General features: G+C 63.1%; 15 protein-coding genes and 1 tRNA gene. 12 read left to right on the top strand and 4 right to left on the bottom strand.

Annotated features, from left to right (window positions below):
* Positions 1-154: 154 nt before the first annotated feature.
* Together AC2FLM_RS12930 and AC2FLM_RS12935 are read right to left on the bottom strand one after the other, a co-directional pair.
* Positions 155-898 (bottom strand): hypothetical protein, encoded by a 744-nt coding sequence (locus AC2FLM_RS12930; protein ID WP_496858419.1) that lies wholly within the window; start codon positions 896-898, stop codon positions 155-157.
* Entirely contained in the window at positions 895-1,743 is an 849-nt protein-coding gene (locus AC2FLM_RS12935) for a hypothetical protein (RefSeq protein WP_496858421.1), read from the bottom strand. The genes AC2FLM_RS12930 and AC2FLM_RS12935 overlap by 4 nt, the downstream gene beginning before the upstream one ends.
* Before the next feature lie 269 nt (positions 1,744-2,012).
* Between AC2FLM_RS12935 and AC2FLM_RS12940 the strand changes: the two genes are divergently transcribed.
* The 3 genes from AC2FLM_RS12940 (at position 2,013) to AC2FLM_RS12950 (ending at position 5,901) form a co-directional block, all read left to right on the top strand.
* A complete protein-coding gene (locus tag AC2FLM_RS12940) occupies positions 2,013-2,660 on the top strand; it encodes a 2OG-Fe(II) oxygenase family protein (RefSeq protein ID WP_275671832.1) in 648 nt (215 codons plus the stop codon).
* 127 nt (positions 2,661-2,787) lie between these two features.
* Entirely contained in the window at positions 2,788-4,584 is a 1,797-nt protein-coding gene (locus tag AC2FLM_RS12945) for a type I secretion system permease/ATPase (RefSeq protein ID WP_496858423.1), read from the top strand.
* Positions 4,585-4,587: 3 nt separating this feature from the next.
* Positions 4,588-5,901, top strand: a complete 1,314-nt coding sequence (locus tag AC2FLM_RS12950) for an HlyD family type I secretion periplasmic adaptor subunit (protein ID WP_496858425.1) — start codon at positions 4,588-4,590, stop codon at positions 5,899-5,901.
* 204 nt (positions 5,902-6,105) lie between these two features.
* Here the strand turns inward: AC2FLM_RS12950 and AC2FLM_RS12955 are convergent.
* Positions 6,106-6,195 (bottom strand) — tRNA-Ser (locus tag AC2FLM_RS12955).
* A 122-nt stretch (positions 6,196-6,317) separates the two neighbouring features.
* Here AC2FLM_RS12955 and AC2FLM_RS12960 point away from each other — a divergent pair.
* The 9 genes from AC2FLM_RS12960 to AC2FLM_RS13000 all read left to right on the top strand — a co-directional run bounded on the left by AC2FLM_RS12960 (position 6,318) and on the right by AC2FLM_RS13000 (position 14,079).
* Positions 6,318-7,157: a DUF2059 domain-containing protein gene (locus tag AC2FLM_RS12960; protein WP_496858427.1), complete on the top strand. Its 840-nt coding sequence runs from the start codon at positions 6,318-6,320 to the stop codon at positions 7,155-7,157.
* Complete coding sequence (locus AC2FLM_RS12965) at positions 7,157-7,960, top strand: DUF2059 domain-containing protein (RefSeq protein WP_496858429.1); 804 nt, start codon at positions 7,157-7,159, stop codon at positions 7,958-7,960. Before AC2FLM_RS12960 ends, AC2FLM_RS12965 begins: the two co-directional genes overlap by 1 nt.
* Before the next feature lie 554 nt (positions 7,961-8,514).
* Positions 8,515-9,084, top strand: coding sequence for a 50S ribosomal protein L21 (gene rplU / locus AC2FLM_RS12970; RefSeq protein WP_496858431.1), 570 nt, complete (start codon positions 8,515-8,517; stop codon positions 9,082-9,084).
* Positions 9,085-9,095: 11 nt separating this feature from the next.
* Positions 9,096-9,365 (top strand): 50S ribosomal protein L27, encoded by a 270-nt coding sequence (rpmA, locus tag AC2FLM_RS12975; RefSeq protein WP_011047720.1) that lies wholly within the window; start codon positions 9,096-9,098, stop codon positions 9,363-9,365.
* A gap of 96 nt (positions 9,366-9,461) precedes the next feature.
* Positions 9,462-10,073, top strand: coding sequence for a LysE family translocator (locus AC2FLM_RS12980; protein WP_496858433.1), 612 nt, complete (start codon positions 9,462-9,464; stop codon positions 10,071-10,073).
* Positions 10,070-10,606 (top strand): GNAT family N-acetyltransferase, encoded by a 537-nt coding sequence (locus AC2FLM_RS12985; protein ID WP_234170425.1) that lies wholly within the window; start codon positions 10,070-10,072, stop codon positions 10,604-10,606. The genes AC2FLM_RS12980 and AC2FLM_RS12985 overlap by 4 nt, the downstream gene beginning before the upstream one ends.
* Before the next feature lie 36 nt (positions 10,607-10,642).
* A complete protein-coding gene (gene obgE / locus AC2FLM_RS12990) occupies positions 10,643-11,677 on the top strand; it encodes a GTPase ObgE (RefSeq protein ID WP_234162572.1) in 1,035 nt (344 codons plus the stop codon).
* Complete coding sequence (gene proB, locus AC2FLM_RS12995) at positions 11,665-12,771, top strand: glutamate 5-kinase (protein WP_496858436.1); 1,107 nt, start codon at positions 11,665-11,667, stop codon at positions 12,769-12,771. The genes obgE and proB overlap by 13 nt, the downstream gene beginning before the upstream one ends.
* A 54-nt stretch (positions 12,772-12,825) precedes the next feature.
* Positions 12,826-14,079, top strand: a complete 1,254-nt coding sequence (locus AC2FLM_RS13000; protein ID WP_496858438.1) for a glutamate-5-semialdehyde dehydrogenase — start codon at positions 12,826-12,828, stop codon at positions 14,077-14,079.
* Here the strand turns inward: AC2FLM_RS13000 and AC2FLM_RS13005 are convergent, their stop codons facing one another.
* Positions 14,080-14,676 carry a histidine phosphotransferase family protein gene (locus tag AC2FLM_RS13005; protein ID WP_496858440.1) on the bottom strand — a complete coding sequence of 199 codons (597 nt, stop codon included), beginning with the start codon at positions 14,674-14,676 and terminating at the stop codon, positions 14,080-14,082.
* Between the last annotated feature and the right edge of the window lie 27 nt (positions 14,677-14,703).

Genomic DNA, 14,703 nt, shown 5'->3' on the forward strand with positions numbered 1-14,703 from the left:
CGCACAATCCCGCGGGGCTCAATTAGGTCAAAGTGATGCCAGATGGCGCCACGACCCCGTAACTGCGTTTTTCAAAGTCATGTTTGCGCCGAATCGGATTCCTGTCAACGGTTAACTCCGGGCGGGACCGGGGGCGATCAGGTCGTCGCCATGCCTATCGTGTCATGCCGCAGAGCAGCGAAACAAGGGCTGGCAAGGGCATTTTTCCCAGGAAGAGTTCTGTCAGGATCCGCGGGTCGGGCGGGGCTTGACCATGTATGAGCTGCCGCGCGATCTGACGCGCCGGGGGATAGTTCCAGTGGTCGTCATATGGCGTCTCAGGCCTGTCGAGAGCGGCGCGCAGCCGCTGGGCGACAGGGCCGAGATCGGTGGCCGCGCGGCGCGCGTAGACCGCACGCACCGATCCGGACAGGGCCACGTCGCGCTGGTTCAGCGCCTTCGCGACGATTGCCTCTGCGAGAAAGGCACAGGTCTCGCGCAGGACAGGTGTCAGCGCGGTTTCGGGACAGCAGGTCAGTTGCAGAGCGTGGCCGAACTCATGCGCCACCGTCAGCACGTCATCCGCCTGTCCGGTCAGCGGGCACGAAACATAGACCCGGCTTTGGACCGGGGCGTGCAGGGTAAAGGGTCTTGGATGGCGTTCCGGGTTGGGGGCAAAGTTGACCAGGGTCTGCCCCGCGGTCTTGCGGATGTCGCTGTCGAGTGTCGGCAATTCCGCCGCCAGACAGTCCGCGATCAGCGACCACAGGGCGGGACCGTCAGGGATCGCTGCATCGGGCGCCGAGTCAGGCGCTGGCAACAACGGTGGTGTCAGGCTCAGAAGCGTCCGGCAGGTTTGCGCGCTCAGCCCGTGTAGCTGAAGCCATCCTGCCAGGGTGGGTGGCGGTTCGGAACTCACTGCTGCGCCGCGCAACCCTGGGGCGGGCCGATCTGCCGGGTCAGTGGTTCTCCGGGTGGCAGCAATTCGCGGATATAGGCGATTCGTGCGGGAACCGCCTCAAGCGTCACTTTCGTATCGACCGGCGGAAACCGGTCCGGGTGATGCAGGATGGCAAAGGCAAAAAGCGCCGTTTCTGCAAGGTCTTCGCGCTCGGGGCGTTTCTGTCCGTATTCGGTCAGGAACATGCCGTCCGATCGCTGGGCCGCGATCCAGGCTGGCGCCAGCCGGTGCGCATGATCCCATGAGGCGTGGACCGCCTCGTGAAACAGCGACTCTTCGAGATGGTCATAGCTCAGGCGGTTCGCGGTCGTGTCCGCATAGACGACGATGCCACCGGTCCCCGCATGGAACCCGCGCCGCCCGTCATGTACGCTGAACCGCTTGATCCCGGCCCGCAGCGACGAGGGCAAGCGCCCAAGCGCCGGGGCATAGAGTTCGGCCTGCTCCCTGGCGTTTTCCGGCGATCCAAATTCCGGGTTGATGGCGATCTCGATCGACGCGCCATCCGCGTATTGCGCCTGAAAAAGATACGCCAGGACAATGGGTTCTCCGTCGACGCGTTTGTCCCATATCTGGCGTTCCGCGCGGCCCAGTTCGTCGAGACAGACAAAGGTCGTCGGATCGTCGGCGCGGATGATGTCGAACACCGTACCCGCCGTGTTGCCAAAAGGCGCAGGCTGCTGCTGCGCCACCGCCGGCAGGGCGCAGAGGCAGAACAGCCCGGCAGCGGCGAGGTGCAGTGCTCGGCGCCAGCGGGGTCGGGCCGGGCGGTCAGGCGCGGCGGGGAGGGAAGAGTGTGTCATGCTGAAAGGGTGACGCAACGGCGGGATCATGACAAGCGATCTTGCCTTCTTGCCGCGCAAACCCTTGCCTTCTTGCCGCGCAAACCGGGTGTGGTGCGGGCGGCTGGCCACGGCATGGGGCAACGTCGGTCAGGCTTCGCCGCAATGCAGCAACCGTGCCTGATGAAATATTAATACCGAATACGCCTTTTCCTAAGCGTTGCAACGCGGTGCGAATTTTGCAAGCATCCGGGCATTCGATAATAATATTCACTCAAGAGAGACCATCCATGTCGCAAAAAGACCTCGGTTTTGTCCGTCGTTCCTACTTTCCAACGATGATTTTCCAAATCGACGTGCCCGAGCCTGAAGAACTGAACAAGAAGCTTCTCGCGTCGATTTATGCAGAGCGTGAAAGAGACAAGAAGGGCATCAGCCGTTCGAACATTCCGGCGCTTGGCGGGTGGCACAGCCATAACGACCTTTACAAGTCGAAGGAATATGCCGATCTGGTCGGGTTGATCGGCAATGCCACCGATATGATCTCGAAGGACCTCGGCTATGCCGACAGCCACACGATCCGCATCGGAACGATGTGGTCGATCATCAACCCTCCGGGTTGCGTGAACCGGGCGCATGTGCATCCGGGCTGCCTGTGGAGTGGGGTGTACTATATTCAGGCACCGGAAAACTGTGGTAGCATCGAATTCATCGAACCGCGCACCGTGCATCTGATGAACCAGGCCAAGTTCCAGCCGAACAAGAAGCGGTCGCGCGAAAACTGGACCAAGGTCCGCTATACCCCTGTCGCGGGGCGCATGATCATTTTCCCGGCCTGGCTCTATCATGCGGTGGATCCGAACGAGACGAAGGAAACCGGAGATGCCGGCAATCGGGTCATCATCAGCTTCAACCTGAACCAGGTGAAGAAATCCTGACCCCCTTTGTCCGATAGATACGGCTCTGTCTTTCTGCACTGACAGAGAGCAGGGGGTGGCGATCTGGCGAACGAACCGTCGCGAGGGCGGGTATGTTCGCCGGGTCGCGTGAAAAGGAGGGGACCGAATGAACGCGGCAAAGGCCCTCAGAGGCTCCGCCCGCAAGGCCGTCCGCAAGGGGGGGCTTATCCTCAGTTCTGCCTTTGTGCTGAGTTTCGCCGTCAATCTTCTGCGGTTGGGCGGCCCGTTTTTCATGATCCTGGTCTATGACCGCGTTCTGACCTCCAGATCGATGGAGACGCTGATCGCGCTGTTTTCGCTGTTGATCGTGTTGTTGATGGTGTTGGGAACGCTTGACTATGCGCGCAAGCGGTTGCTGGCCCGGTTCGGAGCTCAGTTTCAGGAGCAGATGGAAGAAACCCTACTGCGGACTTCGGGACGAAACCATGTTTTCCAGCACAACAAGTCGAAACCGGCCGTCGGACTGGACGAGGTGGACGGCCTGCGGGGGTTCTTTCACTCCGGTTCGCTGATCGCGGTCTTCGATTTCATCTGGACGCCGATGTTTCTGACGGTGGTGTTCTTTCTGCATCCGCTTTTGGGTTGGGCCTGTGTCGCCGGTGTGGCACTGATCGGGCTGCTGGCGCTGATAAAGGCGGTGTTCATGGGTGGACGTCGCGAGCGCGCGCGGGAAAGCGCGGGTGCCGTCGCCACCCTGCGGAGTGTCCTGATCGCGTCCCGGGAAACGGTACGTGGCCAGGACATGGGGGTGGGGTTCCGGCCCAGATGGCAGAAGGCGCGCGAGGACGCGCGGGACGACGCCATCGCGCTCAAGGACTGGACCGGCTGGTTCGACAGCATGTCCAAGGTCACTGTCATGGTGGTGCGCTATTCGGTTCTGGCGACCGGCGCCTATCTGACGCTGAACGGTGTTCTGACCGTCGGGGCCATGGTGGCGGCAACCTTCCTGGTGACGCGCATCCTGGGGCCGGTGGATCGGTTCTTTACCCAGATACCGCAGATGTTCCAGGCCCGAGATCACTGGCAGCGTCTGAACGCCATTCTGGCCACGCGGGCCGAAGAACTCGAGGACGAGTATGCCGAACAGCCCGGCGCCCTGCATCAGCTGATGCTGGACAACGTGTCGGTCCGCTCGCCCCTGACGGGCAAGCTGATCCTGCGCTCGGTGTCGCTGGTCGCCGAAGCCGGCGAGATCATCGAGATCAACGGCTTGTCGAGCCAGGGCAAGACGGTGCTGATGGAGACCATCCTGGGCATGTGGTCGACATCGTCAGGCGCTGTTCTGGTCGGCGGGCGGCACAGTTCACGCCTGACCGACGCGGATGCCCGCAAATTGTTTGGCTATGCGCCCGACAATCCGAGTTTTGTGGCGGGTACGATCGAAGAGAACATATCGGGCCTCGATACCGAGGCGACCCCGGATGCGGTCAGCCTTGCGGCCAGACGCGCGCGTATGCATGCCGCGATCAGTTCGCTGCCCGATGGTTACAAGACGATGCTGGATGCGCGGGGCAACTGCCTGTCGAGTTTCGAGCGCTATCAGCTGGGCCTGGCACGCGCGTTCTACGGCGACCCCAAGATCCTGCTGATCGACGGGCTCGATTCCGACATGATGGTCAGGATACCCAAGAAACTCAAGGTCACGTTCAACGCCTTGAAGAACAACGGAACCACCATCATCCTGACCTCGCGTGATCCGCTGGAACTGCCCTATGTCGACCGGCGCTTTCAGTTGAAGGACGGCAAGCTGACCGAGATGCTGGCCTCGGGGGCGATGTCGAAAAGACAGGTCACGGCCAAGAGCAAGGTGGAGCCACCCGCCAAGGAAACCGAACAACGACCGAACGTTTCGGTTCTGCGTGACATGCGACCGAAAGAGTCGGAAAAAACGGGGACAAGATAGGCCATGGACGACCCGAAATCGCGGCGCAGCACATGGACCACCGGGCGACCCTTTGCGGTAACGGTCTTCTCGCTGATCTTTCTGCTCGGCTGTCTTGCGGTCTGGTCGACACGGGCCAATATCTCGGGCGCGGTGATCGGGTCGGGAACGATCGAGGTCTCCACCTCGATGACAGCGGTGCAGCACCCCATCGGTGGTGTGGTCAGCGAGATCTATGTGCGCAACGGCGACCGGGTGCGAGCCGGAGATATCCTTGTCCGGCTGGACAGCCGCCAGTTTCATTCCGACCTGAATGTCGTCGAGGGCGAGCTGTTCGAGGTGCTGGCCAATATCGCGCGGCTTCAGGCGATCATGGACAACCAACGGCAGATGGTCCTGACACCGGTGCTGGAGGAAGCGGCGCTGGCGCAGGCAGAAGTCAAGCTTATGGTCGAGCGGCAGCAACGCCAGCTTGCCGCGCATTTCGAGGCGATCACCTCGGGCATGCATCTGCTGGATGAACAGATCACCCAGGTGCGCGCGGAAATCGCCGGTGTCGAGGCGCAACTCTTGGCAAAGCAGGACGAGATGCGCCTGCTGTCGCTGGAGATCGTCAATGCCGAGCAGCTTGCGGAACGCAAGCTGATCACGATGTCGGAACTCTACAAGCTGAAAAAGGACGATGTCACCATCCGGGGCGACATTGGCAAGAACGAGGCCAAGATCGCGGAGCTGCGCGGCAAGATCTCGGAGCTGAATCTCAAGCGCCTTGTCGTGATCCCCAACGCACAGGAAAAGGCTGAAGAAGAACTGCGCAAGTTGCGTCCGCTCAGGACCCGTTTCATGGAAATGCGCCTGAGCCTGCTGGACGACCTGTCCAAGCTGGAAATCCGTGCCCCGGTCAATGGCAAGATACACGAAACCCAGGTACAGGGACGCCGCTCGGTGATCACCGCGGCCAAGCCGCTGATGATGATCGTACCGGATGATGACCCGTTTCAGATCGGTGTGCGTATCGCCGCGGCCGATATCGACCAGGTCTTCATCGGGCAGGAGGCCTCGATCAAGTTCCGCGCCTTCAACGCGCGCGACCTGCCGATCATCCTCGGCGCGGTGTCCCGTATCTCGCCGGATGTGACGCTGGATCCGCTGACCAAGAAATATCACTATGACGTCAAGGTCGCGCTGAACGCGGGCGAAGAGGCCAAGCTGAACGGGCGCGCGCTGATGCCGGGCATGCCGGTCGAGGCGTATATCGCGACCGAAAGCCGGACCGCGATCAACTATGTCGTCCGCCCCATCAAACACTTCTTCGACCGGGCCCTGCGCGACACCTGATCCGGGCTTGGTCCGCGCCGGCATTGACCGTCGAGCGGACCCGGATCATCCCGATGCACAGGGTACTGACGCTGAAACAAGGAACCGGATCGTTGCCGCCATGCTGCGGCACGGACTTGCAACGTTGCCCGGAGATCCTGTGGATAACGACAAGCACACTACGCCCCGAAAGCTTCAGAATGATAGTGCTGTTTAGGGGAATAGTGGCGGAGAGACAGGGATTCGAACCCTGGGTGGGCTTGCACCCACAACGGTTTTCGAGACCGCCCCGTTCGACCACTCCGGCACCTCTCCGCGGGGGTCTGTGAGGGGGGGATTTAGTGAGGTTCGCGCGGGGGTGCAAGCGGAAAGTGACAAGTTTTTGCACCGGCCCGAATTTCCATTGCCCGTGCGGGCAAATGGCTTAGGCTTGGCATATGACACGACTGTTTCGCGGCGCCTTGCCCCTTCTTTTCGGCTTTCTGCTTCTTGGTCTCGCGCTTGCGCAGCCGCTCAGGGCGGCAGACCGGGCGCGGATCGAGGCGTTTCTCGTCACCACCGGTTTCGACGTTGCGCTGGATTCGATTGCCCAGGCCTCGGCCTCGGCGCCGGGGATGCTGGGGCTGGAGGCCGAGAGTTTCGGCAGCCAGTGGACCACATTGACCCGCGAAGTGTTCGACACCAAGGGAATGCGCGTACAGGCGCTGGATATTCTGGAACAGACGCTGAGCGATGCGGCACTTGATCATGCGGTCGACTTCTATGCCTCGGACTTGGGTCAGCGGCTGGTGGTGGCCGAGAACGACGCGCATATGGCCGATGACGATCTGAAGGAAGAGGCGGGCGAGGCCATCGTGTCCGAACTGGTCCGGCATGGCTCGGGCCGGGTTGAGAGTCTGAAACGGATGAACCGGGCCATAGATTCCTCGGGTACCGCGCTGCGCGCCTTGCAGGAGATCCAGCTGCGGTTCCTGCTGGCGGCCAGTGCCGCCGGGGTGATCGATCTGCAAATGGAGGTCGACGATCTGCGCGAGCTTTTGCGCGGCAACGAGACCGAGATGCGCAATGCGCTCCAGCTCTCGGCGCTGGCCTCGGCGGCCTATACCTATCAGGCCTTTTCCGATGACGAGGTAGACGCCTATACAGAGGCGCTGGAACAGCCGCTGATGCAGGAGGTCTATGAATTGCTGAACGCGGTGCAATACTCGATCATGGCCGACCGGTTCGAGGTGCTGGCGGTTCGCATGGCGGAGCTTCAGCCGGTGCAGGAGTTGTGATGCGGCGTTTTGGGGCGGTTCTGTGTCTGTGGCTGGTGACGCCGGTAGCGGCCGAACCCGCGTACAACGATCTGGCGCGGGCAATGCGGTTGACCGAGGTGGTCGAGATCCTGCGCGAAGAAGGGCTGCGTTACGGCGCGACACTCGATACCGAATTGCTTGAAGGGGCGGGGGGTGCGTTCTTTGCCGCTCAGGTGGCGCGGATCTATGCGCCGGATCGGATGCATGCGGCGTTGCGTGATGCTTTGTCAGATCATCTGGACCCTGCGCAGGCTGCGACAGCCACGGCGTTTTTCCGCACCGCAACCGGGCAGGCCATTCTGACGCTGGAAAATTCGGCCCGGCGTGCCTTTGCCGATGATGGCATCGAGGAGATGGCGCTGGACCGGGCCGAAGAGGCGGGTGAGGGCGATCCCCGTCTGGGACAGGTGGCCGCCTATGTGGCGGCCAATGACCTGATCGGCCAGAATGTCAAAGGGGCGATCAGTGCCGATTTCCAGTTCTATCGCGGTCTCAGCGACGGGCAGGGAACCGCACGCGATGATGGCGCGGTTCTGGCCAGCCTTCTCGAAGGGCGTGACGAGACCGAGGCCGAGACCCGGCGTTGGGTGATGGGATTTCTCTATTTCGCCTATGCGCCGCTGGACGATGCGCAGATGCAGGCCAATATCGATTTTTCGCTCAGCCCCGCCGGGCAGGCGCTGAACACGGCGCTGTTCGATGGGTTCGACCGGCTGTATGGAGCGATCTCCTATGATCTGGGCCGGGCGGTGGGGTTTGCGCTCAAGGCGTCCGATATCTAGGCTCAGGACCCATTCATCCTGCGCCACTGGCGCCAAATCCGCGAAAAATCAGGGGCTTGGCGCGCGCCGGGCATAGTGGCGCTATTCCCAAGCGCGCCAAGCCGCTGAGATGAAGTGGATTTGGCGTCCTTCGGATTTGGCGAATTTGCCGCCTGACGTCCTTTCAATGCCTTGAAATGGAACCACTATTCCTGCGGCATTGGACGTCGTCAGACAGCAAATCTGTCAAACCATTGGTGCAGGATGAATGGGTCCTGAGCCTAAGTGCCGGGCGCCGGTGATCCGGCGGAACCCGCGGCCGACCGCGCGGCATGGAAAAGACATCCCGCTTGTGCCCGCATTTGCGGTTGACAAAGCCCCGCACGACATGGATAAGCCCGCATCCCGGCCCGGATTCCGCGCCGGGTTTCGTTATCGTTTGGCCTGCCCGGAAGCGGAAGGGCCGTTAATCCGCCCGAAACAGGGCGCGCTGTTCGCAGGTGGCTTTCCGTTAGGGGGCCGAAACGCCCGGGGCTCCGGGGACCGAAGAACGCGGTGACAAGAAGGAAAGACGCATGTTTGCGGTCCTCAAGACTGGCGGCAAGCAGTACAAGGTTCAGGCGGGCGATGTGCTCCGCGTTGAAAAGCTGGCTGCCGATGCAGGTGAAAAAGTTCAATTCAACGACGTGCTGATGCTGGGCGGCGACGCGCCGGTTGTGGGCGCGCCTCTGGTTGACGGCGCCGCCGTTCAGGCCGAGGTGATCGATCAGGTCAAGGGCGAAAAGCTGATCCATTTCGTCAAGCGCCGTCGTAAGCACAGCTCGCAGCGCACCAAGGGTCACCGTCAGAAGCTGACCCTGGTCAAGATCACCGAGATCCTGACCTCGGGCGCTGACAAGACCGGTGTCAAAGCCGCAACCGGCCAGGCCCCCAAGGGCGCCGCTGCACCCGCAGCTGCCGCTGGTTCGGACGACCTGACCAAGATCACCGGTGTCGGTCCCGCCGCCGCCAAGAAACTGGTCGAAGCAGGCATTGGCAGCTTTGCCGCGCTGGCCGCCTTGTCGGACGAGCAGATTGCTGCTATCGACGCGGTCAAGGTAAAGCCCGAATGGGTTGAGCAGGCCAAAGAGCTGGCTCAAGGCTAAGGAGAGAAAGAATGGCACATAAAAAAGCTGGCGGTTCCTCCCGTAACGGCCGCGACTCCATCGGTCGCCGTCTTGGCGTCAAGAAATACGGCGGCGAAGCTGTTGGCGCCGGCAATATCCTCGTGCGTCAGCGCGGCACCAAGTTCTGGCCGGGCGAAGGCGTTGGCATGGGCAAGGATCACACGATCTTTGCAACCGTCGACGGCGCCGTGAAGTTCCACAAGGGGCTGAAAAAGCGCACCTTCATTTCGGTCCTGCCGGTGGCGGAGGCCGCAGAGTAAGCCGAAACCCAGAAGGTTTAGAAAAAATTCATGGGGGACCGGCAAGGATTGCCGGTCCCCTTTCTCGTTTTTCACCGAAGTTTCACCGGACGCCCCATGGCTGTAGCCACGACCAGCTTTCTGCTCTTTGCCGCCACGCAGGTGGGCACGCCGGGCCCGGCCAACATGGCCCTGCTGGCCACCGGTGCGCGCTATGGCTTTCGCGCGGCGCTGCCCTTTGTCGCCGGGGTGGCGTTAGGCAAGCAACTGGTGATCTGGCCGGTGGGGTTTGGCCTTATGGAGCTGGCCGATCGGGTACCGCTGCTGTTTCAGGCGCTCAAATATCTTTGCGTGGCCTATATTTGCTGGCTCGCCTGGAAGATTGCCAACCTGCGCCTTGCCCCCGGTGGAGGCCCGGAGGGCGCTGCGCCGGGGTTTGGGGCCGGTCTCTTGGTTCATCCGCTCAATCCCAAGGCCTGGGCGATGATCGTCACCGGATTTGCCGGTTTCGTGGCGCCGGGGACCGCGCCGTTTCAGGCGACGCTGACCGTGGCACTGGGGCTGTTGGCCTGTCAGGCGGTTTTCCACCCGCTCTGGACCTTTGCCGGCGATCGTATCGCCGCAGTGGTTGCAGGACGGCCTGGCGAGAAATACCTGATGTGGATGCTGGCGGGGCTGACCGTTGCATCCGTGATTTTTGGTGTGTTCGGAGGAGGAGCACAGAAATGAAGTTTGATACGATCATAAACCAGCCGGTCATTGAAACCGAACGCTTTGACCTGCGCCCGCTGCGCAAGTCGGATATGGGCCTGATCGAGCATTACGCCCGTGACGAACGGGTGGCGCGCATGACCACCTCTCTCCCGCATCCGCTGCCGCCGGGCATGGCCGAGGCCTTTGTCGCCCGCGCCATGAGCGAGGAGCGGACCGAGGATGTCTGGGCGATGGATGCCACCCGCGACGGCGGGCCCGAGCTGATGGGCCTCATTTCGCTGGAGCGGATGGATCGCAACCAGTCCGAGGTCGGGTATTGGGTCGCGCCCGTGTTCTGGAATACCGGCATCGCCTCGATGGCGGTCGAGGCGCTGGTGAATGCCAACCCGCTGGGCAACGCCACCATGTTCGCCAGCGTGTTTCAGGACAATCCGGCCTCGGCCAGGGTCTTGACCCATTGCGGGTTTCAGTATCTTGGAGATGCCGAGAGTTATTCGGTGGCGCGCGACGCTGCCGTCCCCACCTGGACCTATAGCCGCAAACTGTGACTTGGCCCGCCCGGGCCTTTGCAGTAGGGAGCACATATGAAATTTCTCGATCTTGCAAAGGTCTATATCCGCTCGGGTTCCGGCGGGAATGGCTGCGTCAGTTTCCGGCGCGAAAAATTCATTGAATATGGCGGCCCCGACGGGGGTGATGGCGGCAAGGGCGGTTCGGTCTGGGCCGAGGCGGTGGATGGGCTGAACACGCTCATCGACTTTCGCTATCAGCAGCATTTCTTTGCCCAGAACGGGGTGCCCGGCAAGGGTCAACAGCGGTCTGGCAAGGATGGCGACGATATCGTGCTGCGGGTTCCCGTGGGGACCGAGATCCTGGACGAGGACGAGGAAACCGTTCTGGCCGACCTGACCGAGGTGGGCCAGCGCGTATTGCTGGCCAAGGGCGGCAATGGCGGTTTCGGCAACCTGCATTTCAAATCGGCCACCAACCAGGCGCCGCGCCGGGCCAATCCGGGCCAGCCGGGGGTGGATCGCACCATCTGGCTGCGGCTCAAACTGATCGCCGATGTGGGTCTTTTGGGCCTGCCCAATGCGGGCAAGTCGACCTTTTTGGCGGCCACGTCGAACGCGCGGCCCAAGATCGCCGATTACCCCTTTACCACGCTGCATCCCAATCTGGGGGTTGTGGGTGTCGATAATGTGGAATTCGTGATCGCCGACATTCCCGGCCTGATTGCGGGCGCGCATGAGGGGCGCGGCATCGGCGACCGGTTCCTGGGCCATGTGGAACGCTGCGCGGTGCTGTTGCATCTGGTCGATGGCACCTCGGGCGATCTGGTCGAGGATTACCACACCATCATTGGCGAGCTTGAGGCCTATGGCGGCGATCTGGCGGACAAACCCCGCGTGACCGTGCTGAACAAGATCGACACGCTGGATGAAGAAGAACGCGCCTTTCTGGTCGAAGAGCTGGAAGAGGCCTCGGGCGGGCCTGTGATGATGATGTCGGGCGCCTCGCGCGAGGGGGTGACCGAGGTGCTGCGCGCCCTGCGGGCCCGCATCGATGCCAACCGCCTGCGCGAAAAGCCTGTGGAGGAGTCGCAGCCTTGGCAACCCTGACGGCAGCCCGGCGGCTGGTGGTCAAGATCGGCTCGGCCCTGCTGGTTGACCGCAACTCGGGCGATCTGCGGGCCGACTGGCTGCATTCGCTGGCGGCTGACGTGGCCTGGCTCAAGGGGCTGGGCATGGATGTGATCCTGGTCTCGTCCGGCTCGATTGCTCTGGGGCGGGGCGTGCTGGGCCTGCCGCGCACGGCGCTGCCGCTGGAACAGTCGCAGGCCGCCGCCGCCGTGGGCCAGATCCGTCTGGCCCGCGCCTATGAAGAGGCGCTGGCCCCGCACAGGATCACCACCGCGCAGGTTCTGGTCACGCTCGAGGATAGCGAGGATCGCCGCCGCTATCTGAACTCGCGCGCGACGCTGGAAACGCTGCTGGGTCTTGGGGCGGTGCCCATCGTCAACGAGAATGACACTGTTGCGACCGACGAGATCCGCTATGGCGACAATGACCGGCTGGCCGCACAGATCGCGGTCACCGTCGGCGCCGATCAGCTGATCCTGCTGTCGGATGTGGACGGGTTCTATACCGGCAACCCCAGTGATGATCCCAGAGCCACCCGGTTCGACGTGATCGAGCGGATCACGCCCGAGATCGTGGCCATGGCCGGCGATGCGGGCTCGGGCCTGTCCAAGGGCGGCATGAAGACCAAGCTGATGGCGGCGCAGATGGCGACCGCCGGTGGCTGCGCCATGGCGATTACCGAAGGATCGCCCCTGAACCCCCTGAAAACGCTGGAAAACGGCGCCAATTGCACCTGGTTCACCGCGACGCTTGACCCGCAGGCGGCGCGCAAGCGCTGGATCGCGGCCATGAAACCGCGCGGCGAGATTACTGTCGATGCGGGGGCCGCGCGCGCGCTTGACGGTGGCAAGAGTCTGCTGCCTGCGGGCGTGACCTCGGTCACCGGCGATTTTGGACGCGGCGATCCGGTGGTGATCCTCGGGCCCGACGGGCGCCGTCTGGGGCAGGGGCTGTGCCGCTATACCGGGGACGAGGCCCGCGCCATTCGCGGGCGGCAGTCTTCGGATATCGAGGCGACGCTGGGTTATCCAGGCCGCGCCGCGCTGATCCACCGGGACGACATGGCGCTTTGACCTGTTGCCCCGCAGACGCTACCCATTGATCCGACCGCAGCCCAGGGGCCCGACATGAAAGACATCGCCGACATCTCCGCCACCATGACCGAACTGGGCAAACGTGCCCGTGCCGCAGCGGCCGAGCTGGCCTTTGCCAGCGCCGAGGCCAAGCGCGCGGCGCTGATCAGTGCCGCCGATGCGGTCTGGGCCCGTCGGGGTGAGATCATCGCCGCCAATGCGCGCGATCTGGAGTTTGGCCGCGACAAGGGGCTGAGCCCGGCGATGATGGATCGGCTGATGCTGGACGAGGCGCGCATTCAGGGCATCGTCGACGGCTTGCGCACCGTGGCCGAACAGGGTGATCCGGTGGGCGAGGTCCTGGCGGAATGGGACATGCCCTCGGGCCTCCATATCCAGCGGGTGCGCACACCGCTGGGGGTGATCGGGGTGATCTATGAAAGCCGCCCCAACGTGACCGCCGATGCCGGGGCGCTATGCCTGAAATCGGGGAATGCGGTGATCCTGCGCGGCGGGTCCGAGAGTTTCCACTCTTCGGGTGCGATCCATGCCTGCCTGGTCGAGGGGCTGCGCGCCGCGAACCTGCCCGAGGATGCGATCCAACTGGTGCCGACCCGCGACCGGGCAGCGGTGTCCGAGCTCTTGACCATGACCGATTATGTCGACGTGATCGTGCCGCGTGGCGGCAAGGGGCTGGTGGGTCTGGTACAGCGCGAGGCGCGGGTGCCGGTCTTTGCCCATCTCGAAGGCATCGTGCATATCTATATCGACAAGGCCGCCGACCCCGAAAAGGCGTTGCGCGTGGTCCTGAATGCCAAGACCCGCCGGACCGGGATTTGCGGTGCCGCCGAATGTCTGTTGATTCACAAGGATATAGCAGACAGTCTTGGTGCCGATCTGGTGCGCGCGTTGATCGAGGCCGGGGTCGAGGTGCGGGCCGAGGGGCTGTCCGGCTCGCTTCCCGCAACCGAAGCCGATTGGGGCAAGGAGCATCTGGACATGATCATCTCGGCCAGGGTGGTCGAGGATGTGGACGCGGCCATCGCCCATATCCGGCACTATGGCTCGAACCACACCGATTGCGTGATCACCGAAGATGACGCGGTTGCCGCGCGCTTTTTCGAACGGCTCGACAGCGCTATCCTGATGCACAATGCCTCGACCCAGTTCGCCGATGGCGGCGAGTTCGGCATGGGCGCCGAGATCGGCATTGCCACCGGCAAGATGCATGCGCGCGGCCCGGTGGGGGCGGCGCAGCTGACCAGTTTCAAATACCTGGTGCGCGGGAACGGAACGACCCGGGCCTGATCAGAAGCGGATCACCAGCTGGCGGTCGCTGGTTTCGACCGTGACCCGCCGGCCGGCATCTTCGATCACCGCGGGCAAGAGGGCGAATTGCACCTGCGCCGCGGTGATCTGTTTCAGCGCGGCGGGGTTACTCAACCCTTCCCACAGGGCAGGATCGACCGACAGTTTCTCGGCCTCGGCGGTGACGATCCAGCGGTCGCCCTGCCGATCCATCCGCACGGTGCCGCCAAAGGGCAGGGCGGTTTCACAGCATTGCAGCGCCAGAAAGGCCATCCGCACCTCGGCCCGCGCGACCGGTTCCGTCGGTGCCCAATCGGCCTTGGCCCGGGCGCTGCGGTTCAGGTCGTCGAGCAGGCCCACCAGCTCGGCCCGGCCCAGCATCTGGTCGCTCGACGCGCCATAGGCGATGCGAAAGAAGCGGATGCGCGCCCCGGCATTGCCGACGCTGTCGGCAATCAGCTCCATCTCTGGCCCTTCGACCGAACCGGTCATGTCGAGCAGCTCCAGCCCGTTGGTGATGGCGCCGATCGGGCTGATCAGATCGTGACAGATGCGCGAGCCGATCAGGCTGGCCAGGTTGACGCCGCTTTGGGCCATGCGATACCTCCGTTGTCAGACCCCCAC

This window comes from Ruegeria sp. SAZD011 (assembly GCF_059612545.1).

What these genes read in the sequence shown, in the direction of transcription:
- rpmA (WP_011047720.1), top strand. Translation starts at nt 9,096, where the DNA reads ATGGCACATAAAAAAGCTGGCGGTTCCTCCCGTAACGGCCGCGACTCC.
- rplU (WP_496858431.1), top strand. Translation starts at nt 8,515, where the DNA reads ATGTTTGCGGTCCTCAAGACTGGCGGCAAGCAGTACAAGGTTCAGGCG.
- AC2FLM_RS12950 (WP_496858425.1), top strand. Translation starts at nt 4,588, where the DNA reads ATGGACGACCCGAAATCGCGGCGCAGCACATGGACCACCGGGCGACCC.
- obgE (WP_234162572.1), top strand. Translation starts at nt 10,643, where the DNA reads ATGAAATTTCTCGATCTTGCAAAGGTCTATATCCGCTCGGGTTCCGGC.
- AC2FLM_RS12940 (WP_275671832.1), top strand. Translation starts at nt 2,013, where the DNA reads ATGTCGCAAAAAGACCTCGGTTTTGTCCGTCGTTCCTACTTTCCAACG.
- AC2FLM_RS12965 (WP_496858429.1), top strand. Translation starts at nt 7,157, where the DNA reads ATGCGGCGTTTTGGGGCGGTTCTGTGTCTGTGGCTGGTGACGCCGGTA.
- AC2FLM_RS12935 (WP_496858421.1), bottom strand. Translation starts at nt 1,743, where the DNA reads ATGACACACTCTTCCCTCCCCGCCGCGCCTGACCGCCCGGCCCGACCC.
- AC2FLM_RS13005 (WP_496858440.1), bottom strand. Translation starts at nt 14,676, where the DNA reads ATGGCCCAAAGCGGCGTCAACCTGGCCAGCCTGATCGGCTCGCGCATC.
- AC2FLM_RS12985 (WP_234170425.1), top strand. Translation starts at nt 10,070, where the DNA reads ATGAAGTTTGATACGATCATAAACCAGCCGGTCATTGAAACCGAACGC.
- AC2FLM_RS12980 (WP_496858433.1), top strand. Translation starts at nt 9,462, where the DNA reads ATGGCTGTAGCCACGACCAGCTTTCTGCTCTTTGCCGCCACGCAGGTG.
- AC2FLM_RS13000 (WP_496858438.1), top strand. Translation starts at nt 12,826, where the DNA reads ATGAAAGACATCGCCGACATCTCCGCCACCATGACCGAACTGGGCAAA.
- AC2FLM_RS12945 (WP_496858423.1), top strand. Translation starts at nt 2,788, where the DNA reads ATGAACGCGGCAAAGGCCCTCAGAGGCTCCGCCCGCAAGGCCGTCCGC.
- AC2FLM_RS12960 (WP_496858427.1), top strand. Translation starts at nt 6,318, where the DNA reads ATGACACGACTGTTTCGCGGCGCCTTGCCCCTTCTTTTCGGCTTTCTG.